Consider the following 24,825-nt stretch of genomic DNA (forward strand, 5'->3'; position numbering starts at 1 on the left):
GAAGCGCCTTTACCGGACTTGGCCTGACCAACTTGCGTTGGTAGCGGGATGTCTGGAAACATCAATATCCATGATATTCAATATAACCAGTCTGCTGCATCCTTGAACATAGTGTAATTGAACCATACCGTCATTGCAAAGAGTCAGGAATGCTGTCTCTGCGAGCGATTAACGGCGCATCGCATCATCATGCAGCCACTGGGCAACACGCTTGGCGAAGTAGGTCAGCACACCATCGGCTCCGGCACGCTTGAAACACAGCAGAGACTCCATCACCGCCGGTTGCTCTTGCAGCCAACCGTTCTGGATCGCCGCCATGTGCATCGCATATTCTCCCGACACCTGATAGGCGAAGGTAGGTACCCCGAAGGTATCTTTGACACGCCGCACCACGTCCAGATACGGCATCCCCGGCTTCACCATCACCATGTCCGCGCCTTCCTGCAGATCTTGCGCAATCTCTTGCAGGGCTTCGTCACCATTGGCCGGATCCATCTGATAGGTTTTTTTGTTGCCGCCTTTCAGATTACCGGTGGAGCCGAGCGCGTCACGGAACGGGCCGTAATAGCATGAGGCATATTTGGCGGAATATGCCATGATCTGGGTATTCACCAGGCCTTGCAGTTCTAGCTGATCGCGGATGGCGCCGATACGGCCATCCATCATATCGCTAGGGGCAACAATTTCGGCTCCCGCCTCGGCATGGGAAAGCGCCTGACGTACCAGGATTTCTTTGCTGATATCGTTGATCACGTAACCCTGCTCGTCGATCACCCCGTCCTGCCCATGAGTAGTATACGGGTCGAGCGCCACGTCGGTCAGGATCCCCAGCTCCGGCACGGCGTCTTTCAGCGCACGTACGGTACGCTGCACCAAACCCTGCGGGTTATAGGCTTCCTCGGCATGCAGTGACTTCAGGCCAGGCTCAATCACCGGGAACAGGGAGATCACCGGCACGCCGAGTTTGGCGATGGCTTCCGCCTCTTTGATCAGCAGATCGATACTCATGCGCGATACGCCAGGCATAGAGGAAACGGCTTCCTGGCGGTTGCTGCCTTCCATGACAAAGACCGGGTAAATCAGGTCATTCACCGTGACCTGGTTCTCTGCGACCAGACGGCGGCTGAAGTCATGACGGCGCACGCGGCGCATACGGCGACCAGGGAAGGTGCCCGGAAATGCATAGCTCATAGTTTTCTCCTAACTCAGACCAACCGGAAAATCCGGCGGGCGTTCTCATCAGTTTTCTGGCTCAGCCACTCGGGATCGTCTTCTCGCCAGGTAGCCACCTGCCGAACGATATGGGGCAGAAAACAGGGTTCGTTGCGACGAGATGCCGGTTTCGGATGTAAATCCCGGGGCAACAAATAGGGGGCATCGGTTTCCAGCAGTAAACGATCGGCCGGGATGTGTGGTAACAAGGCCCGCAGTTCAAGGCCCCGGCGCTCATCACAAACCCACCCGGTAATACCGATCGACAAACCCAGTGCCAGGCAGTCCTGCAACTCTTCGGCGCTACCGGTAAAGCAGTGCACGACCGCGGCGGGCAGTTTATCCAACCAAGGAGTCAGCAGTGCAACAAAACGTGCGTGTGCATCGCGACAATGCAGGAATACCGGCAGGCTGAATTCGGCGGCCATTGCCAACTGAGCGCTGAATGCCGCTTCCTGCTGTTCCGGGGTGGAAAAGTTACGGTTAAAATCCAACCCGCACTCGCCGATGGCAACAACTTCTGGCCGCAAAGCCAGTTGGTGAATTTGCTGCGCGACCTCATCATTCCAACTGCTGGCATCATGTGGATGTACGCCCGCCGTAGACCAGCAATAGCCACGATGCTGTTGCGCCATTAGGCTGGCCGCCTCGCTTTGCGCGGCGTTGGTGCCGGTGATCAGCATACCTGTCACGCCTGCTGCCTGCGCGCGCTCAACCACCTGCGGAACATCTTTGGCAAATTGTGAACTGGTAAGGTTAACGCCAATATCAAACATGGTTTTTCCAAAGCAAAAACCGCCCATCGGGGTCATGCTTGTCAGTCAAAGCCAACGGTTTCCCCCCACCCCAACCCTCTCCTACAGGGAGAGGGAGCTGGAACGGAGCTCGCAGCGGTACAGGCGTAAATCTGCGGCTTTGTTGATTCGATGCTGCGGTCAGGTGCAAACGTTAATCAGTGGCACATTCCGTCCCCTCTCCCTGTAGGAGAGGGTTAGGGCGAGGGGCGGCTTAGGGACTACGGGGATCAGGAGGCCGGTGGCTCTTCGCCTTCCTCTTCTTCCTCTAGCGGTTTACGTCGCTTCCCTACATAGAAGCGGGCAAAGAACACCCCGACCTCAAACAACAGGTACATCGGGATAGCCAGCAGGGTTTGCGAGAACACATCCGGTGGCGTTAGCAACATGCCGACCACGAAAGCCCCAACCAATACATACGGGCGTTTCTTTCTCAGGTCATCTGGCGTGGTAACACCGCTCCAGCACAGCAGGATAATGGCAACCGGCACCTCAAAGGCCACGCCAAACGCCATAAACAGCGCCATGACAAAGCTCAGGTAGTTGCTGATATCCGTCGCGATCGTGACGCCAATTGGCGCAGTTTTGGCAAAAAAGCCAAAGGCCAGCGGGAACACCACAAAATAGGCAAATGCCATCCCCAGATAGAACAGCAAACTGCTGGAGACCAGCAGCGGCATCATCAGGCGGCGCTCATGCTGGTAAAGTGCGGGAGCAATAAAGGCCCAGACCTGATAGAGAATAATCGGCGCGGCAACGATCACCGAAACCATCATCGTCAACTTGATCGGTGCAAAGAACGGTGAAGCCACATCGGTGGCAATCATGCTCGCCCCGGCGGGCAATTGCTCGATCAACGGTGCAGACACGATCTGATAGATATCGTTGGCGAAAAACACCAACACGATAAAGATCACCAGCACGCTGATGATCGAATTCAACAGCCGCTTACGCAGTTCAATTAAATGACTGATAAGCGGTTGGGTATCTTCAACGGCCATGTTTTAACGTTCGCCACTAGGTTGTTGAGACGCAGGGGATTTATCCACCACAGGCTCTTGGATGGCCTGCTTTGCAGGAGCTGGCTGATCCACTGGCGTTGCCTGAGCCACGGGTTGCAAGACGGGCTCGCTTTGCATGGCTGGCGCGGGTTCAGTGGGCTGCGGTGCCGCAACGGGTGCTGAAGCCGCTGTCGCCGCTTCAGCCGGAGTCACACCGTCATGCAGAGCTTCGGGATCGGTGACCACTGGATTGTGGATGGTATGCGGCGGCTCGTCCTTATCGACGTGATAAGAACGTTTCAGCGACTCAGCCGCCTCTTTCAGCTCATCCATTGAGGCTTTGAGTTCTGGCGTTAAATTCTGCAAGCCAGCTTTCTCTGCCTTCTTCAGGCTTTCCTGCAGTTCTTGCAGCTTCAATTCCTGCGTCAGCTCATTTTGTACCGATGCCGCCAGAGAGCGCAGCGCTCGGATCCAGCCCGCAACGGTTCTGACCGCCACTGGCAACCGTTCTGGCCCGAGTACCACCAGGCCAATCACCAGTACCAACAGCAGTTCACCAAACCCAATGTCAAACACGGTTTATACCTGCTCTTTGTTCTTCGACTCTTCCGCTGCTTTTACTTCCGGCTGCTTATCGGTGATAGGCTTGGCCGCAAAGTCCGCGTCGTGGCTGGTTTTTTCAGTCGTGTTGGTTGGCGCAGCGCTGTTGTCATCGCCGATCGCCTTCTTGAAGCCTTTAATCGATGCACCGAGATCGGAACCCAGCGTACGCAGTTTGTTGGTACCAAACAGCAACACCACGATCACCGCGATGATCAACAATTGCCAAATACTAATACCGCCCATAACAATTACCTCTAGTATAAAGGGGTTATGCCCATCGCCTTTCACAATTGAAATGCACGGAGCATATTTTGAGTTGCCGCATTATATACCCTTCATCTTTGTGTTGGATATGCCCCTTTTGGTGAGGCGAGTACGGCAGCTGTTTTCCTGGTTTTAATCAATTCAGGCGGTGCGCTTCCAACCGACAACCCAGGCCACAACGCCTGCGGCCATCATCCAGGCAGGAAACACCTCTACGCCTCCCAGCAGTAAAATCGTACCACTTACTAACAGTGTAGCGCCAACCCCGAACAAATACCGTGATTGACCTTGCCGAACGCGTTGCGCCTGCATCTGACCGGTTAATTTATCGACGCTTTGTTGCAAAAGTTTATGCTGTTGCAAGCTGTCATAAAATAACTCAGGCAATTCAGGCAGTTTCTCAGCCCAGAACGGCGCTTTTTCCTTCAGCGCGCGGATCACTGCCGGAATACCGACCTGATCCCGCAGCCAGCTTTCCAGGAACGGCTTCGCCGTAGTCCACAGATCCAGTTGCGGGTAAAGCTGGCGGCCAAGACCCTCTACGTACAGCAGCGTCTTTTGCAGTAATACCAGTTGCGGCTGCACTTCCATGTTGAAACGACGTGCGGTATTGAACAGGTTCAACAGCACGTTACCAAATGAAATCTCCGCCAGCGGTTTTTCAAAAATCGGCTCGCAGACGGTACGGATGGCAAACTCAAAATCTTCGACGTTGGTATCACGCGGCACCCAACCGGAATCGACGTGCAGTTCTGCCACCTTACGGTAGTCGCGGTTGAAGAAGGCGATAAAGTTTTCCGCCAGGTAGCGCTTGTCGTCTTTGTTCAGCGAACCCACGATGCCACAGTCAATGCCGATATAGCACGGATCTTCCGGGTGCTCGTAGCTGACGAAAATATTGCCAGGATGCATGTCGGCATGGAAGAAACTATCGCGGAAGACCTGGGTAAAGAACACCTGAACGCCACGCTCTGCCAACAGTTTCATATTGGTATTCTGCTGTTCCAGAGCCGCAATATCCGACACCGGGATGCCGTAAATCCGCTCCATTACCAACACGCTTTCACGGCAGTAATCGGAGTAAACCTCTGGCACGTAAAGCATCGGGCTGCCGTCAAAGTTACGGCGCAGCTGGATGGCGTTGGCTGCTTCGCGCAGCAGGTTCAACTCATCGAGCAGGGTTTTCTCATATTCACGCACCACTTCGCGCGGGCGCAGACGGCGACCATCCGGCATCAGCTTGGGCACCCAGCCTGCCAGGCGATACATCAGGCGCACATCGGCTTTGATAATCGGCCCAATATCCGGGCGGATCACTTTCAGCACCACCTCTTGGCCGGTCGTTTTCAGCCGGGCGGTATGCACCTGGGCAATCGACGCCGACGCCAGCGCCTGCTGGTCAAAGTCATCGAACCAGGTTTCCAGCGGGCCGCCCATCGCTAATTCAATATGCTTACGCGCCAGCGCGCCATCGAACGGTGCAACCCGATCCTGCAACAGGGTCAGTTGGTCGGCAATATGCGGCGGGAAAAGATCGCGGCGGGTCGACATCATCTGGCCGAACTTGATCCACACCGGGCCCAGCTCTTGCAGCGCGAGGCGCAGACGTTCGCCCAACGGCAAATCTTTATGACGGTTCGGCATCCAGAACAGCAAGCGGCGGCCAATGCGCAACGGTAGGGTCAAGCGCATCTTGGGGATCAGTTCATCCAGACCATAGCTAAGGAAAACGCGCACGATCAAATACAGGCGGCAAATTTCGCCAGGAGTCATCGTTTACCCTCCAACTGGTCCATACGGGCAATCAGTGCGTCCACACTGCGAACGGTGGCATCAACCTCTTCGTTAAACCACACCACTTCCAGCGGGCCGGGAGCCATGCGCCACTCTTCGGTCAGCGTTTCCGCCACATAGCGTTGCTGGCTCTGCAAGCCGGATTTCAGCAGGCCCAGGCCTTTGCCTACGATCTGGCTCACCCCTTGCGCGGCAATGTCACCCACATAAGGCGCCAACCATTCCGCTGGATCCCACTCCGCCAGATCGAGCAAACCGACCAACTGTTGCACCACCTGAATATCGCCTTCGACAATCAGCTCGCCGCTACGCATCAGCGGGGAAAGCTGCTGGCGATCGCGCAATTTGAGCAGCACCGGCACGCGGGTTTGCACCGTACAGTCGGCGCTATCTTCAGACTGACCAAGCACGTCCACGCGCTGTTCGCTAAACAACAGCACCAACGGCGAAGAGAGTTCCTGCAACTCGATACGCAACACTTTGCCCACCAGCCGTTGGCGGGCAGCTTTCATGCTGCGATCGCGAAATAGCAGGCTATTGAGTGAGGTTTCCAGCACGCCGGTCAGTAACGGAGTTAACAGCATCGGCATTTCCATATCAGAACTTGAAGCCCCGATGCAGCGCAACAATGCCGCCGGTCAGGTTGAAGTAGTTAACGTTCTCGAAACCGGCATTGCCCATCATGCCCTTCAGGGTTTCCTGATCGGGATGCATGCGGATCGATTCTGCCAGATAGCGGTAACTGTCCGGATCTTTTACCACCAGTTCGCCAATTTTTGGCAGCACGTGGAATGAGTAGGCATCATAAGCCTTGCTCAGCGGCTCCAGCAGCGGCTTGGAGAACTCCAGCACCAGCAGGCGACCGCCCGGCTTCAACACGCGGAACATCGAGCGCAGCGCTTTGTCTTTGTCGGTGACGTTACGCAGGCCAAAGGAGATAGTGATGCAATCGAAATAGTTATCCGGGAACGGCAGCGCTTCGGCGTTGGCCTGCACATAGCTGATATTGCCAACGATGCCGTGGTCGCGCAGTTTTTCGCGCCCCATCTTGAGCATGGAATCGTTGATATCCGCCAGCACGACCTGCCCCTGCTCACCCACCATGCGGGAGAACTTGGCGGCCAGATCGCCTGTACCACCGGCCAGATCCAACACGCGTTGGCCGCGGCGTACGCCGCTGCAATCGATGGTAAAACGCTTCCAGATACGATGGATACCAAACGACATCAGGTCGTTCATCACGTCATACTTTGCCGCTACCGAGTGAAAAACGTTGGCCACCATGGCCTGCTTCTCGTCTCTTGCTACGGTACGAAAGCCAAAATCGGTGGTTTCCTGCGCTTGATCTGCCATTGTCCTGCCTGCCATTCAGTCAATTTAGTGTCGTGGAGTGTACCAGAAAGCGGCGTAATACCCCACCTTACAGCAGCATCATCCGTGCGATGCGCGATGCGGTTCTTCACAGCTTTGGTCATCGTCTTCCCCCGGCAACGAGGTCATCTCCTCGTCGGGCTCTGGGAGCAGTTCATCATCTTGCTGTTCCGCGGCCTGCTGCGCCAGAAGCGGGTTGATTGGGCGTTTAATTTCAACCCCGAGCGCGCGGAAGCCCTCGATGCGGCCGATAAGATTACCACGGCCTTCGCTCAGTTTATTCATCGCCTGGTGATAACTGCCCTGCGCCCTATCCAGGCTTTGCCCCAGGGCCGACATATCGTCAACGAACAGACGCATCTTGTCATACAGCCGGGCGGCGCGATCGGCAATACGCTGGGCGTTTTGGCTCTGGTGCTCATAACGCCACAGGTTGGTAATGGTGCGTAGCGCTACCAGCAAGGTCGTAGGGCTGACCAGCATAATGTTATGTTGCAACGCCTCGCTAATCAGCTCTGGCTCACGATCGATGGCCAGCAGGAAGGCCGGTTCCACCGGGATAAACATCAGCACGTAATCCAGCGAACGCAGACCGGGCAACTGTTGATAATCTTTGCGACCCAGCACACGAATGTGCCCACGCAGTGAAGCGATATGCTCGGTCAATGCCGCCTCCCGCTCGAAATCATCTTCACTGTTGAAGTAACGCTCATAGGCCACCAGCGACATCTTGGCGTCGATCACCACGTCCTTACCCTGCGGCAAACGCACGATCACATCTGGCTGCATACGGCTTTGGCTATCCAGCCGCACATTGACCTGTGTCTCATACTCATGGCCTTCGCGCAGGCCAGAGGCTTCCAGCACGCGGCTCAGCACCACTTCCCCCCAGTTACCCTGGGTTTTGTTATCGCCTTTCAGCGCCTTGGTAAGGTTGATCGCCTCGCGGGCCATTTGGGCATTTAACTGCTGTAGATTACGGATTTCGTGCGTCAACGTATGGCGTTCGCGTGCTTCCTGGCCAAAACTGTCCTGCACCTGGCGGCGAAAACCATCCAACTGCTCGCGTAGCGGCAGCAGCAGGCTATCAAGGCTCTGTTTATTTTGCTCCTCCACCTTGCGGCCACTGTTTTCGAAAATGCGGTTGGCCAGATTCTCAAACTGGGTGGTCAAGCGCTGTTCACTGCTGATCAGCAACCGCTGCTTCTCTTCGGCGGCCATGCGGGTTTCTTCCAGGCGGATGGTCACCTCGCGCAGCTCGGCTTCCTGAGCGCTGTTGACTTCCCGCTGCGCCCGTAACTCCTGATTCAGCAGTTCGCATTCATTGCGCCAGTGGTTGAGCTGTTGCAGCCTCTCCTGCCCGGCGGCCAGTTGGCTGTGCAGGGTGCGCAGTTCCAGATCGTTTTGCCGCAGCTGCTGTTCGTGGCGTTGCAGCATCTCTTGGCGGGAAGTGGTTTCAAGCTGGGCCTGCTGCAAAGACTGCTCCAGCAGGCGCATGTCGGTTTCATGCTGCGCGGCGTGCTGTTGCGCGCGCAGGCTGGCGATCAGCCACCCCAGCAGTAAGCCTATCGCTACGCCACCCATACCGTAAACCAAACTGGTATCCACCCTGCCTCCTGTCAAACATGCGGTTCCGGCGCGTTTTGCACCTGTTGCCTGCCACGTTAAAGGGAGCCTGTATGGATGTCCAGTCTGTTTTTATGATGAAGGAAGCGCGGTAATCCTAGGTACCGCGCTGATAAGGCAGGTTAAAACAGTTTGAAGCGGTATTCGGCGATAAACTCGCCGGACAATGAGTGGGAAGTCTGAGACTTGCCATCCACCAGTATCGGCGTTTTATTGCTGTTCTTGTAAGACCAGCCCGGCCCGGCCATGGCGAACACCGTCAGGTTTTTCAGCTTGGGATGTGTGGGTGCCCAACGGCCAAAGACGTTGATCTCACCGGTACGCACCGCTGCGCCTTGATAGCTGAACTGGCCCACGTTGCCCGCCAGCCCGGCAGTAAATTCAGGCGTGATGCGGTATTCGGCCATGGTTGCCAGCATGGTTTCACCATCACGCATATAATCTTCCCCGGCATAGGCCATCGAAGTAAAGGTACCGCGTGAGTTTTTGGACATATGGCGCGGGTAGAAACCGAGCTGACCTTCGCCCTTCGGGGCCCGCGTGTGGGCAATCCCGACCTTGACGCTCCACAGCGGCTCCTGCCATTTGGCATCCAGCGCATAGTGGTTGGCGTTATGATCGAAGTTGCGTTTACTCAGCGCCATCTGTTTATAGTCATCCAGCGCCTGGGTGGTGTAAATCTGGCTGCCGAGGGTGAGTTTCTCATCGGCTTTGTAGTTCATACGCAAGATCTGGCGACGCAGATAATCCTGAGATTCCCCGTAGGCTAATTGGCCGTTAAACGCTTTATTGTCATAGCCCAGTTCAGCGCTGGCGAGATGGTTGATATAGCGGCCATCGTTGGTCTGTAAACGCAGACTATCAGGTGAGTTACGATCCATGGAGCGCTCAACATACGCGCCGCGTAAGGACAATCCGGCACCGGACACGCCACCGGACCATCCCAGGTAAGTCGTAGGGGAGAGACGAGTGGAGGTGGAAATCACGCCGTAGTTACGCAACACCTGCCAACCAGCCTGAGCATTCAATGCTGCACCGCCCACATCGCCTTTCAGCTTGATATAGCGCTGGCCCACTTTGCTGTAGCCGGCAGCATTCTCTTTGCTGTTGCCAGGGCCGTTGTTATACAACACTCCACGGGTATTGAAGTAATCACTGGCGCCCAGTTTCACCGCGCTGTAGTAATCGAGATTGACACCGATAAAGTCAGCAAAATAGCCAGACTGATAGCCCAGCGCCAGCCCTTGCCCCCAGGCGTTATGCACCTCTTTTGGGTTGGCGGCATCTTCCTTAAGATACTTCCAGTAGTTTTTCAGCGACAGTTCAGCGTGGCTGTCGCTGAAAAAGGGCGAATCCAGGACGTCATCAACGCTGGCCTGGGCCGTGGTGGATAATAGCGAAATAGCGACTAAGCAGCTTAATGCAGAACGTTTCATTATTTTCATCCCCGAAAAAGGTATTTACCCTATGGATTTCAAGTTGCAGCTTGAAAGACGACGGATATAGAGAATCCCTGCCGAGGCAATTTATTACTGCCTCGGCTAATATCCCCCAGTAGAGGGGTTAGTTATTTTTTATTAGGTAATAATCAAAGGGATTTATTTAATAACGCTTTCCCTTTAGCGACATAAGTCATATCGCCAATATCGGTTACGGTATATTTTCCATCTTTATACGTCATCTTGACCACTGCCGCGTTAGTCAGTGGTTTATTTTTGTTCGGGTTATCGGTCATATCGGAAATCATCATCTGCATCGATAGCCCAGAAGAGACCGCCAGGATGTTTTTATCACCGTTTTTCAGGGCATTCTGCACCATGGTATTCAAGGCACGCTGCATACGGGTTTTAACCTGTTGCGCGCTTTCCGCTTCTTTTTTGTCATCGCTTTGCGTGATGGCGTCCACCATCGGGATCAGGCTGATCTTGCCTTCACCCATCAGCTTGAACATCTCGGCACCAGAGGCCAGCCCCATTTTCTTGGCCGCAGCGCCTGCCATCTCGGCATTGGCGCGCCCTTCAAAACCGCCAAAGAACATTTCACGCAGATCGGTCAGTTCCGTCACCTTGGCATCCGACTTACCCATTTCCTTGAGGATCACCTGCATCGTTTCACGTTGGCGGCCGGCATCACTGGTATAGAAACTGTCGAAAGGGATCCCCTTCAGCCCGGCACCCAGGTAGCGCGCGGTTTCGATCCCGGCCGGTGTCAGCGGTGAGTCAGCCCAGCCCTGCACCCGATCGTAGGTATTGAGCAGCGTTTTGCCGTGGCGGGCAAAATAAATATCTACGCTGTCGGTTTCCGCCGCAGATACGCTGAAGGCCGCAGCAGAGGAAACGGCAAGGACGGAGGCCAGTAACCAGGTTTTAATTTTCATTGACTATTCCTTAGTGAAAAATGATGCCTACAGGGCTATTTTTTAATCATCTGTCGATCATCAGGTAAATTAAGGGCAAAAAAAAACCCAAACCCATGACATTGGTATGTCGACGGGTTTGGGTTTTGCCTGTTTATTCACAGTAACAATCCACTTGTTGGGAAAGTAACACCGCTGAAAAAATAAGGGAATTAAAAAGCGCCAAATAAAGATAAATTCGTGATCGAATTCTCACTCTGTCGCTGAATAATTAAAATAGGCGGATATTACATCCACTGGGTTAGCCATTTGATGCCAAAGGCTCCTGGAGCCAGAATGCCGAAGGCCCAGACCATCGCCGAGGCCACGTTGGCAATCTGGAACGAGGTTTGCGGCATGGCACAAATGCCCCCCACCAGCGGCACCACGGCACGCAACGGCCCGAAGAAGCGGCCAAAGAAGATGCCCAGCACGCCCCAGCGCTCAAAAAACGCATGGCCACGTACCAGCAGTTGTGGATTGCGTGACAGTGGCCACATATGGGCAACACGCTCCTGATAGCGATAACCGACCCAATAGGAGATCCAGTCACCAAAGAAGGCGCCCGCAGCGGCGGCAGCCCAAATCGGCCAGAAGGCAATGCCGCTCTCGCCAATCAACGCCCCCAGCCCAAGCAGAATAACCGTTGCAGGCAAAAGCAAGGAAAGGAATGCCAATGATTCGCCAAAGGCCAGGAAGAAGACGATCGGTATCGCCCAGGCTTGATGCTGGCGTACCACTTCCCCTACCCAGTGAATAATGTCATTGAGGCTCAATGATTTTCTCCCATAGGGAACGGATCCTGCCCCAAGGATACGCAATGCCCTGCTGCACGGGTTAAACCTGAGCTAAACATGCCGCCATTATTCGAGGTAGAACGCCTGTATTGCCTCACGCTGGCTTTGCCCCAGCCCATATTCGGCCTCCAACCAGCGATCGGCAGAGCCATATTGCTCACGAATGCAGCCCAGCGCGGTCACCAGGAACTCTTCGCGGGCACCGAGCACATAGGCAAATTGCGCTACCGAGGCGTCGTTCAGGCGGCTAGCGAGCTGTTCCAACATATGTTCACGGAAGTTAGCCAGCGTGACTTGCGTCAGCAGATAATCCTCCATCACCGTAGCCTCATCCGCCCCCAGTGCCAGCAAAACCATCGCCGAACCGACGCCGGTACGATCTTTGCCTACCGCGCAGTGCTGCACAATCGCACCACCTTCAGGCTGGGCCAACAGCTGCGCCAGTTGGCGATAGGCGGCGTTATTGAACGGCAGGCGGCGATACAGTTCCAGCATAAAGACCTGGGCATCAAACTTGGCCAGCGTCTCGTCGGTGAGCTTATCCAGGTTGGCGTTGACTTCACTGCTAAGCGGATTGGCTGGCACATGGTAATAGTCGGCCCCCGCCCATAGCACGTCAGGCTTGGCCTGCACTTCATCAATATCACGGTAATCCAGCACCGAGCGCATCGGCATCTGAGCCAGGAAACTACAGTCATTTTCACTCAACCGATCCAGCGCGCCGGAGCGAAACAGCAGCCCCCGTTTGATACGGCGGCCATCTGCCACGGTGTTGCCGCCTAAATCGCGGAAATTGATACCACCGTCCAGCGGTGCAAGTGAAGGATGGAGCGAAATCTGAGTGGTCATTAGACGTCCTTATAATGATTGTCTTAGGATAGGCCGCCACATTAGCCGGTAATCGGAAAACACCAGCAACAGCAGGCCAGCAGTATGACGTAGGGGAGGATAACCGTAACAGATGGAGAAACGGGCCGTCAAACGGCCCAGTTGCCCCCTTTCCCCCAATCCTCTCTCAACGTTTGGTGTGGTAAGTCAGAGGGTCGTATTTTGTTGAGACAGACGGTGGTCAAACGGGTAGCACGATTGATCCCCTCTCCTTTTGGGAGAGGGTCAGGGTGAGGGCGTGAGGATTACAGCAGACGGCGAGCTGCTTCAACAACGATTTGCACCGCCTGGCTTTCGGTTTTCTTCATGGTTTCTGCATTTGGGATCTCTTGCTGGGTGCGGTTAACGATCACACCGGCAACCATCCCCGCACGCAGGCCCTGGCTGGCACACATGGTCAGCAAGGTGGCGGATTCCATTTCATAGTTCATCACGCCCATCGACTGCCACTCTTCCATGGAACCTTTAAAGCGGTTCACTACGCGGCCGGAATAGGTGTCGTAACGTTCCTGGCCTGGGTAGAAGGTATCGGAAGAGGCGGTCACACCGATATGCGTGGTCGCACCACTGGCCCTGGCGGCTTCAACCAGCGCCGTAGTACAGGCAAAGTCTGCCACTGCCGGGAATTCCATCGGGGCAAAGTGCAGGCTGGCACCATCAAGACGGACGGCAGCGGTAGTCACCAGCACGTCGCCCACGTTGATATTGGACTGAATGGCGCCGGTCGTACCGATGCGCAGGAAGGTACGGATACCCAGCTGTGCCAACTCTTCAACGGCGATAGAGGTAGACGGGCCACCGATACCGGTTGAGCACACGATCACCGCTTTGCCATCCAGTTCGGCACGCCAAGAGGTAAATTCACGGTGGGAAGCCAGGTGTACCGGGTTTTCCATCAGCTTGGCGATTTTCTCTACACGCTGCGGATCGCCGGGGACGATGGCCAAAGTAGCGCCTTGCAGATCGTTTTTAGTGAGACCGAGGTGGAAAACGTCAGACTGAGACATGGGGACTCCTCATAGATACGGTTTTTTGGGAGGAACAAATAACTACTCTACTGAAAATTGCCGGTAAATTTCGTGACCACAATCACTTTGATAAAAGAAACAGACATTCATCTACATTATTTGTGTGATTAAAATCACATAAAAGCTCAGTAAGAGACTAAATCTCCACCAAGTTTAACCCAATTACTTCGTGGGGGCGCCGCATGTTGCCCCCGCGGGCATATTTTCCGCCCTGCGCAAAAATTCGCCATACCGTGCCAATAAGCGGTAATCTGCCTATAGTTAACTGCCGCGCTTTTTTCTCTAACGCATGGAGCCTGCAATCAATGAAAACAGAACAACAAATGTCATTAAAACAGGCCAAAGGGGGATTCACCCCGGCCGTCGCACCGTTGGCTACCTCGACTATCCTGACCGATGAACAGGATATTCACGTGGGGGAAACCACCATCCCATCGCAAGGGGACGATCTGCCAGCCTATATCGCCAAACCGGCCCATCATCAGGGGCCATTCCCGATCGTTTTGGTGGTGCAGGAAATCTTTGGCGTGCATGAGCACATTCAGGATTTGTGCCGCCGCCTGGCGAAGCAGGGTTATCTGGCCATCGCGCCAGAACTCTATTTCCGCCAAGGAGATGCCAAAGAGTATTCTGAAATCGGTGAGTTGATGAAAAATCTGGTCAGCAAAGTGCCAGACAGCCAGGTTCTGGCCGATCTGGATCACGCCGCGCACTGGGCAACGCGCCACGGCGGCGACGCCAGCAAGTTGGCGATCACCGGCTTTTGTTGGGGTGGACGTATCACCTGGCTGTATGCCGCGCATAACCCGCAACTGAAGGCGGCGGTGGCCTGGTATGGCAAGCTGGTGGGGGAGAAAACCCTGAATTCACCCAAGCATCCGGTTGATATCGCCACCGAGCTTTCGGCCCCGGTACTGGGCTTATACGGGGGTCAGGATGGCAGCATCCCGCAGGAAACGGTGGCAACCATGCGCCAGGCAATCCGTGCGGCCAATGCCGATGCGGAAATCGTGGTGTATCCCGAAGCGGGACACGCTTTCCACGCCGATTATCGCCCCAGCTATAACGCAGAGGCTTCCGCCGACGGTTGGCAGCGTATGTTGGCATGGTTCAGCCAGCATGGTGTGCCGGGTGTGAAGTAACCATCTCCCATCTCCCCAACCCTCTCCCACAGGGAGAGGGAGCCGTATCGTGCTGAAATCAAGTTCAGAGTCTGCCTGTATTACTTTGATATATAAGTAGAGTTTCGTAGCCAGGGTGAGGGGCTTAGCCCAGCGCCAAGGTACCAAACGCGCCGTGCCAGTCGTGCTCAAACTTTTCTAACGCCGCCTGCACCGCCGGAGCGCTGATAAACTGCTCGGCAACATCGACCGGTAAGGTAATAGCTTCACAACCTGCCAGCAGGCATTCCAACGCCTGACGCGGAGTTTTGAAGCTGGCTGCCAGCACTTTGGCCTGCGGAGCATGCAGTTCCAGCAAATGCTGCAATTCCTGCACGGTAGCAATGCCATTGCCGCCCTGAGCATCTACCCGGTTGACGTAAGGTGCCACATACTCCGCCCCCGCCAGAGCAGAAAGCAGCCCCTGTGCCGCCCCATAAACCGCCGTACCTAACGTTGGAATGCCCATGCCACGCAGGGTCTTGATAGCGGCCAGCCCTTCGCCGGTTACCGGCACTTTTACCACCAGGCCGGGAACGCGTCGGTTGAGCAATACCGCTTCTTCTACCATCTGATCGGCCTTGGCGGCCATCACCTGGGCAAACAGTTTCCCTTCCCCACCGATGATATCGCGCAACGCAGGCAGCACTTCCCATAGTGACGTGCGTGATGCGGCCACAATGCTTGGGTTGGTCGTCACCCCTTGCAATGGCAATACCCGTGCGAGACGTTTCACCGCATTGATATCAGCAGTATCCAGATAGAGTTCCATAATTGCTCCTCAAGGCTAAATATGAAGGGCGCCGCAGCGCCCAAGAATGAATTACAGTTCAAGCTCTTGTTTCAGCAACGCCTCTACCTGTTGGGCTGATGCCGCGTTCACCAGGGCGTCACGGAAACCTTCATGCATGATGCGCCGCGCCAGCTTGGAGAAAATGCGCATATGCTGGTCCCCGGCGGCATGTTTATTGAGGGTCAGCATGATGACGAACTGGGCCTCTTCATCGCCCCAGACGACCGGTTGCGCCAGCTTGGCCACGCTGATGGTGGACTGTTCGATATGTTCAGATTTGGTATGCGGGATGGCAAAGCCGAAGCCCAGCCCGGTGGAAAATACCGCCTCACGTGCCCACAGGTCGGCGGCAAGGTTACGTGGGTAACGGCAGCGCCCGGCCAGCAACAGGTTATCCGCCATGCCTTTGATCACCTCTTCCTTGCTGCGCCAATCGGCCCCCAGGGCAATACATTCCGGCGTGATCAACGGCGCATCGCTTTGCTCCATACGGAACTGAGCCAACAGGTGCTCCACTTCCAGCGACGTACGGCAAGCCATGGCCCGGTTGAGCAACAAGCGGCATTCGCGGCTGTCCAGCTTGGCCAGACGGGTTTTGGTAGCGGCAATAGAAGGCGCACTCATACTGATCTCATCCAGCCCCATGCCCACCAGCAGCGGCAGCACCGAACCTTTGGCCCCCAGTTCGCCACACAGGCCGATCCATTTACCGTGGCGGTGGACTTCACGCACCGCATGATCCAACCCACGCAGGAACGCCGGGTTCAGGCTGTTGTAATGTTTGGTGACCTTGGCGTTGTCACGATCCACCGCCAGCAGGTACTGCGTGAGGTCGTTGCTGCCGATGCTGAAGAAGTCGATCTCCTCACAGCACTGGTCAATGATAAACAGCACCGAAGGCACTTCCAGCATGATGCCGAGCGGGATTTTTTCGTCGAACGGGATCTGCCCGGCACGCAGCGATTGCTTCACTTCGGCCAGTTGATCCTTCACCCACAGGATCTCTTCCATCGAGGAGATCATCGGGATCATGATCTTCAGCGGACCATGTGCCGAAGCACGTAGGATCGAGCGTAGCTGAGTACGGAACAGCGGCAGGAATTCCTGATAGATACGTACCGCCCGGTAGCCGAGGAACGGGTTATTTTCGGCCGGGATATTCAGGTAATCCACAGGCTTGTCGCCACCGATGTCCATGGTGCGCACGATAATCGTCTTGCCTGCGGCCGCTTCCACCGCCTGGCAATAGATGTTGTACAGTTCATCTTCGGAAGGCGCGGTCAGGCGATCCATATACAGCATTTCGGTACGGAACAAGCCCACCGCCTCGGCACCGTTGCTGAAGGCGGCTTCTGCTTCTACCGCATGGGCGATATTGGCGGCCACTTCCATTCTTACGCCGTCGGCAGTGCGCCCCGGCTGATCCAGATAGGCGCTTTGCTGGCTGCGGATCTGCTCACTCAGCCACTGCTCCTGCTGATAGTAACGACGTACCGGTTCGCTGAGATCGCAGGCCACCAGCCCAAGATCGCCGTCGATCTGCACCGATTGATGCAGATATGGCAGCATGGCTGCGGCATCAACGCCAACCAGGGTAGGAATGTTGAACGAGCGCGCCAGGATCACCGTATGTGAGGTGCTGCCACCGCTCCCCAGCAACAGACCTTTCAAATAGCGTTTATCCAGCTCCAGGAATTGGCTTGGGGTCAGTTCATCGGTGATGCAGATGCTGTCGACACTCAGCGCCTGTTGCGCCGGGAAGCGCTGCTCACCATAAATCTGCTGTAACAGTTGGAAGCTGACATCACGAATATCCAGTTCGCGTTCCCGCAGATAAGCGCTGGCAGACTGTGCCAACTGCTGGCTGAAGTGGGCGGCAGTGGCCACAATGGCGGCGGCACAACTTTCCCCTGCCAGCACACCGTCGAGCAGGTGTTGACGGAATCCGCCGTCGCGCAGTAACGAACGGTGCGCTTCCAGCACCGCCGTGGTGGTGCCGTTACCGCCCATCAGTTGCAGATCCAACGCCTTACCAAAGCGCGTTAGCCCTTCGGCCAGTTGCTGCTGTTCCTGTTCAACAGATTGAGCAGCAGGTAAAGACAGAGCGTTTAAATCGACCCGCGCCAGATGCACCAATTTGCCATTGGCAGTGCCCTGGTTGACGGAACGGGCTCGTACCAACGTTGGATTCAGATTAGCTAAAGACTGCGGGATAGGTTCCTGCTCGGCCTGGTCGTTCACCTGCGGTAGCGCTTCGTCACAGTGCGGGAATTCATGTTCGATAAACTGGGTCAGGCGCTCAAATGCGGCCTGCTCATCGTCCCCTTCGATGGTGATCCGGCACTCATCGCCCTGCAAAGTATCGGTCCCGATCAGCGACAACACGCTTTTGCCATCGCCGCAACGGCCACTGCGCGCGTTGTGCCATTCAAAGCGGGAACGGAAACCGTTGCACAGGGTTTCGATATGGCTGGCTGGGCGGGCATGCACCCCATTGGGCAGCACGCAGGTAAACGTCACAATTTTCGCCATCACTCTTTCCTCTTACCTTGGCAGCGGTGAACAACACCGGTTTGTCACAAGGATAGAAGCGCAGCGCGGCCCAGGGCTATCGGATAAAAATGTCAAACACTGGACAAATGTATCCTGACGGCATAAATGCGATGTCGCTCACAAAGCCTGCCTCCTCAAGCCCGGTTTATGCTGCCGTACACTTTGAGTTAGATCGCACTTTTCTCCTGACAATACAAAAATCCAGTAAATGGCAATTTTATCCACTGTTGATAGTCGCGGCGGATGCCTATTGTGATAGCCAACAACCTTTATCCATCAAGGGTCATTCCCTGGTGGTTTTATCTCAGAAGCACGCTGGTCGCGGCCAGGGAGTGAACGATGAAAGACCTACTCAATATTCTAAGAAACACACGCCAGCATTTAATGACCGGCGTCTCCCATATGATCCCGTTTGTGGTCGCCGGTGGCATTTTGCTGGCTATCTCCGTGATGTTGTACGGTAAAGGGGCAGTACCCGATGCCGCAACCGACCCTAACCTGAAAAAACTGTTCGATATCGGCGTGGCCGGGTTAACGCTGATGGTGCCTTTCCTCGCGGCCTATATCGGCTACTCCATCTCGGATCGCTCCGCGCTGGCTCCTTCGGCAATTGGTGCCTGGGTGGGCGCATCCTTCGGGGCTGGCTTCTTCGGGGCAATCATCGCTGGCCTGTTGGGCGGCATTATTGTGTTCTATCTCAAGAAAATCCCGGTGCCGAAGATCCTGCGTTCGGTGATGCCGATCTTCGTGATCCCCATCATTGGCACCCTGCTCACCGCGGGCATCATGATGTGGGGGCTGGGCGAACCGGTTGGCGCACTGACCAACGGCCTGACCCACTGGCTGCAAGGTATGCAGCAAGGCAGCATCGTGGTGTTGGCGATCATCATGGGCCTGATGCTGGCGTTTGACATGGGTGGCCCGGTCAACAAGGTGGCCTACGCCTTTATGCTGATCTGCGTCGCTCAGGGCGTCTACTCCGTGGTTGCCATCGCGGCCGTTGCCATCGCCACCCCACCTCTCGGTCTGGGCTTCGCCACGCTGATTGGCCGTAAATACTACACCCCGGAAGAGCGTGAAGCGGGTAAAGCCGCACTGCTGATGGGCTGCGTCGGCGTTACCGAAGGGGCTATCCCGTTCGCCGCCGCCGATCCGCTGCGCGTTATTCCTTCCATCATGATTGGTTCTGCCTGTGCCGCCGTGACCGCCGCCTTGGTCGGTGCCCAGTGCTACGCCGGTTGGGGTGGGCTGATTGTACTGCCAGTGGTTGAAGGCAAGCTGGGCTACGTTGCTGCGCTGCTGGTCGGCATGGTAGTCACCGCCCTGCTGGTTAACCTGCTGAAAAGCTTTGCCGCCAAGAAACAGGCCACCAAAGCCGCCCAGGACGATCTGGACCTGGATTTCGAAATTAACTGAATCAATACGCTCTCAGGCAGTGGTCTGGGAGACGACGGATAACTTTGAGGAATTGACTATGACGATGATTATTGCTGTAACCGCTTGCCCATCTGGCGTTGCCCATACCTACATGGCTGCTGAAGCCATCGAGCGTTCCGCCAAAGCCCAAGGCTGGCAGTGCAAGGTGGAAACCCAAGGGTCTATCGGTCTGGAAAACGAACTGACGGCCGAAGACGTGGCCGCCGCCGATGTAGTGATCCTGACCAAGGATATCGGCATCAAGTTTGAAGAGCGCTTCAAAGGGAAAACCGTGGTGCGCGTAGCCATCAGCGACGCGGTAAAACGTGCCGATGCCATCATGGAAAAAATTGCTGCTCATTTAGCGCAAAAGGCCTGACCGTTCGGCCAGCCCGGCATCACGTGCCGGGTTTTCCCGCCCCCATTACCGCACAAAAGGAAAATGTGATGATCTCCCGGATCGAACGTCTGAAAGCCGCCCTGTTCTCCGCCCCGCGTGAAATTTCGCTCGAACGCGCACTGCTCTATACCGCCAGCCATCGGCAGACCGAGGGAGAACCCACCATTATCCGCCGTGCCAAGGCCACCGCCTATATTCTCGATCACGTAGCAATTACCCTGCGGGAAGACGAGCTGATCGCCGGTAACCGCACGGTGAAACCGCGTGCCGGGATCGTCTCGCCAGAGATGGACCCGTACTGGCTGCTGAAAGAGCTGGATGCTTTCCCTACGCGCCCGCAGGATCGCTTCGCCATTTCCGAAGCCGACAAGCAGGTGTATCGCGAGCAGCTTTATCCTTACTGGGAAAAGCGCTCGATGAAGGATTTCATCAACGGCCAGATGTCCGAAGAGGTCAAAACCGCGACCCAGACCCAGATTTTCAGCGTCAACCAGACCGACAAGGGCCAGGGACATATCATCATCGATTACCCACGCCTGTTGAATAACGGCCTGGATAGCCTGCTGGCCGAGTTGCAAAGCCACGTTGAGCAACAGCCAGATAATGCGTTTTACACTGCCGCACTACTGCTGTTGCAAGCCTCGCAGCGCCACATCCTGCGTTATGCCAGCCTGGCCAGTCAGATGGCGCAACAGTGCAACGATGAAACTCGCCGCGCCGAGCTGCTGCGGATCGCCGATATCGCCAGCCACAACGCCCACCATAAGCCGCAGGACTTCTATCAGGCCTGCCAGCTGTTCTGGTACATGAACATCATTTTGCAGTATGAATCCAACGCCAGCTCACTGTCGCTCGGCCGTTTCGATCAGTACATGCTGCCGTTCTATCAGGCCTCCCTCAATCAGGGGCAGGATCCGGCCTTCCTGAAGGAACTGCTGGAAAGCCTGTGGGTGAAGTGCAACGACATCGTGCTGTTGCGCTCTACCTCCAGTGCGCGTTATTTCGCCGGCTTCCCGACTGGCTACACTATTTTGCTGGGCGGCCTGACGGAAACCGGCCGCAGCGCGGTCAACGTACTGTCATTCCTGTGTCTGGATGCCTACCAGAATATCCGCCTGCCACAGCCGAACCTGGGCGTGCGGGTCAATGAGTTTATCGATCGGCCCTTCCTGCTGAAAACCGCCGAAACCATCCGCTTCGGCACCGGCATTCCACAAATCTTCAACGACGAAGTGGTGGTTCCGGCGTTCCTCAACCGTGGCGTCTCGCTGGAAGATGCGCGTGATTATGCGGTGGTAGGCTGCGTTGAGTTGTCGATCCCTGGGCGCACCTACGGCCTGCACGACATTGCCATGTTCAACCTGCTGAAGGTGATGGAACTGACATTGCTGGATAACGAAGGCAATACCAGCCTCACCTACCCGCAGCTGCTGGATCAAATCCGCGAAAAAATCCGTCATTACGTCCGGCTGATGGCCGAAGGCAGCAATATCTGCGATATCGGTCACCGCGACTGGGCACCGGTACCGCTGTTGTCCTCCTTTATCGATGACTGCCTGCAAAACGGCAAAGACATCACCGAAGGCGGCGCACGCTACAACTTCTCCGGCGTACAAGGCATCGGCATCGCCAACCTGAGCGACTCGCTGTACGCTCTGAAGGGCCTGGTTTTCGATCAGCAGCGCCTGAGTTTTGACGAACTGCTGGCCACGCTGAAGGCCAACTTCGCCACGCCGGAAGGGGAAAAGATCCGCGCACGGCTGATCAACCGCTTCGACAAATATGGCAACGATATCGACGAAGTCGATCTGATCAGCGCCGATCTGCTGCGATTTTACTGCAAAGAAGTGGAGCAGTACCGCAACCCGCGTGGGGGGCAGTTTACGCCTGGGTCTTATACCGTTTCCGCCCACGTGCCATTGGGTGCCGTGGTGGGAGCCACGCCGGATGGGCGTTATGCCGGGGAACAGCTGGCGGACGGCGGGCTATCGCCGATGCTCGGCCAGGACGCCCAAGGGCCAACGGCGGTACTGAAGTCGGTGAGCAAGCTGGATAACTACCTGCTTTCCAACGGCACGTTGTTGAACGTGAAGTTCACTCCAAGCACGCTGGAAGGCCAGCAGGGGCTGAACAAGCTGGCGGATTTCCTCGGCGCCTTTACCAAGCTCAAGTTGCAGCATGTGCAGTTCAACGTCGTGAATGCCGAGACCCTGAAGGAAGCGCAGGCCAGGCCACAGGACTTCGCCGGGCTGGTGGTGCGTGTCGCCGGCTATAGCGCATTCTTCGTGGAGCTGTCGAAGGAGATCCAGGATGACATCATCCGCCGTACAGCGCATCAACTGTAGCCTGATCACGCCCGGGTTTTCCCGGGCAACTTACACCGAGCCGCAGGCCCGCATTTTCAATATTCAGCGTTATTCGCTGAACGATGGTCAGGGCATCCGCACCGTGGTGTTTTTCAAAGGCTGCCCGCATAGTTGCCCATGGTGTGCCAATCCAGAGTCAATGTCGGGCAAGATCCACCGCGTGCGGCGCGAGGCCAAGTGCCTGCGTTGCCAGCCCTGCCTGAACGATGCGCAAGAGTGTCCAAGCGGGGCGATGGAGCTGATCGGCCAAAACATCACCCTGGAGGCGCTGTTACAACAAATCCTCAAGGATGAGGTGTTTTATCGCACCTCCGGCGGCGGAGTGACGCTCTCCGGGGGTGAAGTGCTGATGCAGGCCGAGTTTGCTACCCAGCTATTGCAGCGCTTACAGGCGCTAGGTATCAATACCGCCGTCGAAACCGCCGGGGATGCCTCGCAAGCCCACGTATTGGCCCTGGCGGAACACTGCGATCAGATCCTGTTTGACCTGAAGATCATGGATGCCGACGCCGCTAAAAGTCAGTTGAACATCAATCTGCCACGGGTGTTGGCAAACTTTACTGCGTTGGTACAGCACGGAGTTAACCTGATCCCTCGCCTGCCGTTAATACCCGGCTACACTTTGAGCACGGAGAATATGGCACAGGTGCTGGCATTCCTGGCACCTTTTGGGCTACAAGAGATCCACCTGTTACCTTTCCACCAGTATGGCGAGGCGAAATATACTCTGCTGGGGCGTGAATATGCCATGCGCGGGGTCGCGGCCCCGACAGAACAAGAAATTGCCCCCTTGCAGGCGATGGCACAACAGGCGGGTTACCGGGTCATCATTGGCGGTTGAACAGAACATAAAGAGGCTGGTATGACGATAAAACTCGTAGCGGTTACGGCCTGTATCAGCGGGGTCGCCCATACCTATATGGCTGCCGAACGGCTGGAAAAACTGTGCGCGCAGGAGAAATGGCCGGTCAAAGTAGAGACGCAGGGCGCATTAGGTATTGAAAACTCGCTGACGGCGGACGATCTGGCCCAGGCCGACGTGGTGCTGTTGATCAGCGACATCCTGCTGGCGGAAAGCGAGCGTTTTGAGCATCACCGCTGCGTACAGATCGGCATCAACACCTTTCTGCGTACGCCCGAGAAGGCGCTCAGTGCGGTGCGCAAGGCCGCCGCTTCGCCCCAGGAAACACATATCCGCGTGGTGTAATCTCCCTCACCCTAACCCTCTCCCCAAGGAGAGGGAATTGAACGTGCTACAAATTGACATCTGCGCCTGCCTGCGGACTCGGACTCGCCCCCTCTCCCTATCACGGTGTCTGGGGTATCCCTGGACGCTCTATCGGGAGAGGGCCGGGGTGAGGGGCGACTGATGCCTTAACTGACAAGCATTACTCCCCAAGGAGAGGGAACCGACCGTGCCACATAAACCGCCAACGACGCTGGACTAGTTCCCTTTCTCTGTGGGTGAGGGGCCCAGCTCACTGTGGTATTGACCACGGTATTCCGACGGGGAGCGCTCGGTGTTCTTGCGAAACAGGCGGCAGAAATAGTTACTGTCGACAAATCCACAGGCGTGCGCCACCTCTTTCACCTTCATGTCATAGCGTTTGAGCAGGTGCTTGGCCTGCTCCAGCCGTACGTGATTAAGATATTCGTTAAAGCCAATACCACCGGCCTTCTGAAACAGATGAGAAAGGTAATTGGGCGAGATATAGAACGCCTGAGCCACCGACTCGCGGGTTAACGGCTCGCGATAATGCTCTTCCAGATGACTGCGCACCGCATCAAACAGCGCCTGGCTACGCGAGGCGGTTCTCACCGAGGTGCCAAACAGATCGAGCGCATGGCTCAACAAGCCCTTCACCAGAAAGCGTGCGGTGGGCTGATCGCTCTGATGCCAGGAGAGTTCATTCAGCGCCTGCAACATAAACGACCCTACGCGCGGGCCACGGCGCGCCACGTTGTCTTTACCCAGCAGCAGCGTATCATCCCCATCCCAACCCAGCAGGCTGTATCCCAGTTGCTGCTTGCCAAACAACAGGCTAAGCGTAGTGGTGGGTTGCTGCCAGCGCGGGCTGTTCCAGCCTTGCGCCGGGACAAATAATACATCCCCCGGCAGCAATATCTGCCGATGCCGCGCGCCCTGGCTGCCTTCCCACTCCATTTCCTGCTCCCCGTCCACCACCAGCTCAAGGCGCGGAAAGCCTACCTGATAGGCCAGTTCCGGGGCCGGATGTTGGTTACCGGCAAAATAAACCTGCCGGATCCCCTGCCCATCATCGAGCAGCGGAGCCAACACGGCCACCAACGGATGTTTCATCGGGAATAATCCTTCAAACCAAGTGAAAAGCGATAGCTGATGAT

Annotated in this window: 23 protein-coding genes; 6 read left to right on the forward strand and 17 right to left on the reverse strand. The window is 56.0% G+C overall.

From position 1 onward, the window contains the following. Positions 1-168: 168 nt before the first annotated feature. From hemB to udp, 14 genes are all read right to left on the reverse strand, one after another. On the reverse strand, positions 169-1,191 hold the full coding sequence (gene hemB / locus ACRDCA_RS14565; protein ID WP_025121816.1) for a porphobilinogen synthase: 1,023 nt from the start codon (positions 1,189-1,191) through the stop codon (positions 169-171). A gap of 14 nt (positions 1,192-1,205) precedes the next feature. After that, a complete protein-coding gene (tatD, locus tag ACRDCA_RS14570; RefSeq protein WP_438690170.1) occupies positions 1,206-1,988 on the reverse strand; it encodes a 3'-5' ssDNA/RNA exonuclease TatD in 783 nt (260 codons plus the stop codon). 248 nt (positions 1,989-2,236) lie between these two features. Further along, positions 2,237-3,007, reverse strand: a complete 771-nt coding sequence (gene tatC, locus ACRDCA_RS14575) for a Sec-independent protein translocase subunit TatC (RefSeq protein WP_438690171.1) — start codon at positions 3,005-3,007, stop codon at positions 2,237-2,239. 3 nt (positions 3,008-3,010) lie between these two features. Then, a complete protein-coding gene (gene tatB / locus ACRDCA_RS14580; protein WP_438690172.1) occupies positions 3,011-3,583 on the reverse strand; it encodes a Sec-independent protein translocase protein TatB in 573 nt (190 codons plus the stop codon). Between the two features lie 3 nt (positions 3,584-3,586). Then, positions 3,587-3,853 carry a Sec-independent protein translocase subunit TatA gene (gene tatA, locus ACRDCA_RS14585; protein ID WP_025121820.1) on the reverse strand — a complete coding sequence of 89 codons (267 nt, stop codon included), beginning with the start codon at positions 3,851-3,853 and terminating at the stop codon, positions 3,587-3,589. A 162-nt stretch (positions 3,854-4,015) separates the two neighbouring features. After that, positions 4,016-5,647: a ubiquinone biosynthesis regulatory protein kinase UbiB gene (ubiB, locus tag ACRDCA_RS14590; protein WP_025121821.1), complete on the reverse strand. Its 1,632-nt coding sequence runs from the start codon at positions 5,645-5,647 to the stop codon at positions 4,016-4,018. After that, on the reverse strand, positions 5,644-6,252 hold the full coding sequence (gene ubiJ, locus ACRDCA_RS14595) for a ubiquinone biosynthesis protein UbiJ (RefSeq protein WP_438690173.1): 609 nt from the start codon (positions 6,250-6,252) through the stop codon (positions 5,644-5,646). The genes ubiB and ubiJ overlap by 4 nt, the downstream gene beginning before the upstream one ends. 13 nt (positions 6,253-6,265) lie before the next feature. Then, a complete protein-coding gene (gene ubiE / locus ACRDCA_RS14600) occupies positions 6,266-7,021 on the reverse strand; it encodes a bifunctional demethylmenaquinone methyltransferase/2-methoxy-6-polyprenyl-1,4-benzoquinol methylase UbiE (RefSeq protein WP_438690174.1) in 756 nt (251 codons plus the stop codon). A gap of 78 nt (positions 7,022-7,099) precedes the next feature. Next, a complete protein-coding gene (gene rmuC, locus ACRDCA_RS14605; RefSeq protein WP_438690175.1) occupies positions 7,100-8,647 on the reverse strand; it encodes a DNA recombination protein RmuC in 1,548 nt (515 codons plus the stop codon). 140 nt (positions 8,648-8,787) lie between these two features. Then, positions 8,788-10,110, reverse strand: a complete 1,323-nt coding sequence (locus ACRDCA_RS14610; protein WP_438690176.1) for an OprD family outer membrane porin — start codon at positions 10,108-10,110, stop codon at positions 8,788-8,790. 143 nt (positions 10,111-10,253) lie between these two features. Next, complete coding sequence (locus tag ACRDCA_RS14615) at positions 10,254-11,042, reverse strand: histidine phosphatase family protein (protein ID WP_438690177.1); 789 nt, start codon at positions 11,040-11,042, stop codon at positions 10,254-10,256. Positions 11,043-11,308: 266 nt separating this feature from the next. Continuing rightward, complete coding sequence (locus tag ACRDCA_RS14620; RefSeq protein ID WP_438690178.1) at positions 11,309-11,836, reverse strand: DedA family protein; 528 nt, start codon at positions 11,834-11,836, stop codon at positions 11,309-11,311. 87 nt (positions 11,837-11,923) lie between these two features. After that, positions 11,924-12,706: a tyrosine-protein phosphatase gene (locus tag ACRDCA_RS14625; protein WP_438690179.1), complete on the reverse strand. Its 783-nt coding sequence runs from the start codon at positions 12,704-12,706 to the stop codon at positions 11,924-11,926. Positions 12,707-12,990: 284 nt separating this feature from the next. Continuing rightward, entirely contained in the window at positions 12,991-13,752 is a 762-nt protein-coding gene (gene udp, locus ACRDCA_RS14630) for a uridine phosphorylase (protein ID WP_438690180.1), read from the reverse strand. A 326-nt stretch (positions 13,753-14,078) separates the two neighbouring features. Here udp and ACRDCA_RS14635 point away from each other — a divergent pair, with 326 nt between their 5' ends. Beyond that, on the forward strand, positions 14,079-14,915 hold the full coding sequence (locus ACRDCA_RS14635) for a dienelactone hydrolase family protein (RefSeq protein ID WP_438690181.1): 837 nt from the start codon (positions 14,079-14,081) through the stop codon (positions 14,913-14,915). 124 nt (positions 14,916-15,039) lie between these two features. Here ACRDCA_RS14635 and fsa read toward each other — a convergent pair whose 3' ends face one another. Together fsa and ptsP are read right to left on the reverse strand one after the other, a co-directional pair. Continuing rightward, a complete protein-coding gene (gene fsa / locus ACRDCA_RS14640) occupies positions 15,040-15,705 on the reverse strand; it encodes a fructose-6-phosphate aldolase (protein WP_438690182.1) in 666 nt (221 codons plus the stop codon). A gap of 51 nt (positions 15,706-15,756) precedes the next feature. After that, positions 15,757-18,258: a phosphoenolpyruvate--protein phosphotransferase gene (gene ptsP, locus ACRDCA_RS14645; RefSeq protein ID WP_438690183.1), complete on the reverse strand. Its 2,502-nt coding sequence runs from the start codon at positions 18,256-18,258 to the stop codon at positions 15,757-15,759. A gap of 360 nt (positions 18,259-18,618) precedes the next feature. Between ptsP and ACRDCA_RS14650 the strand changes: the two genes are divergently transcribed. From ACRDCA_RS14650 to ACRDCA_RS14670, 5 genes are all read left to right on the forward strand, one after another. Continuing rightward, the gene (locus ACRDCA_RS14650; RefSeq protein ID WP_025121833.1) at positions 18,619-19,695 is read left to right on the forward strand and encodes a PTS fructose transporter subunit EIIC; all 1,077 of its coding nucleotides are present in this window, start codon (positions 18,619-18,621) and stop codon (positions 19,693-19,695) included. 58 nt (positions 19,696-19,753) lie between these two features. Then, positions 19,754-20,074 (forward strand): PTS fructose-like transporter subunit IIB, encoded by a 321-nt coding sequence (locus ACRDCA_RS14655; protein WP_021181481.1) that lies wholly within the window; start codon positions 19,754-19,756, stop codon positions 20,072-20,074. A gap of 68 nt (positions 20,075-20,142) precedes the next feature. Beyond that, entirely contained in the window at positions 20,143-22,440 is a 2,298-nt protein-coding gene (locus ACRDCA_RS14660; protein WP_438690184.1) for a formate C-acetyltransferase, read from the forward strand. Beyond that, positions 22,406-23,302, forward strand: coding sequence for a [formate-C-acetyltransferase]-activating enzyme (locus ACRDCA_RS14665; protein WP_438690185.1), 897 nt, complete (start codon positions 22,406-22,408; stop codon positions 23,300-23,302). The genes ACRDCA_RS14660 and ACRDCA_RS14665 overlap by 35 nt, the downstream gene beginning before the upstream one ends. A 21-nt stretch (positions 23,303-23,323) precedes the next feature. Beyond that, positions 23,324-23,668, forward strand: coding sequence for a PTS fructose-like transporter subunit IIB (locus tag ACRDCA_RS14670; protein ID WP_021807973.1), 345 nt, complete (start codon positions 23,324-23,326; stop codon positions 23,666-23,668). A gap of 237 nt (positions 23,669-23,905) precedes the next feature. Here ACRDCA_RS14670 and ACRDCA_RS14675 read toward each other — a convergent pair whose 3' ends face one another. Beyond that, positions 23,906-24,781 carry a helix-turn-helix transcriptional regulator gene (locus tag ACRDCA_RS14675; protein ID WP_438690186.1) on the reverse strand — a complete coding sequence of 292 codons (876 nt, stop codon included), beginning with the start codon at positions 24,779-24,781 and terminating at the stop codon, positions 23,906-23,908. Positions 24,782-24,825: the final 44 nt, after the last annotated feature.

This window comes from Serratia sp. (in: enterobacteria) (assembly GCF_051654945.1).
GTDB lineage: Bacteria > Pseudomonadota > Gammaproteobacteria > Enterobacterales > Enterobacteriaceae > Chania.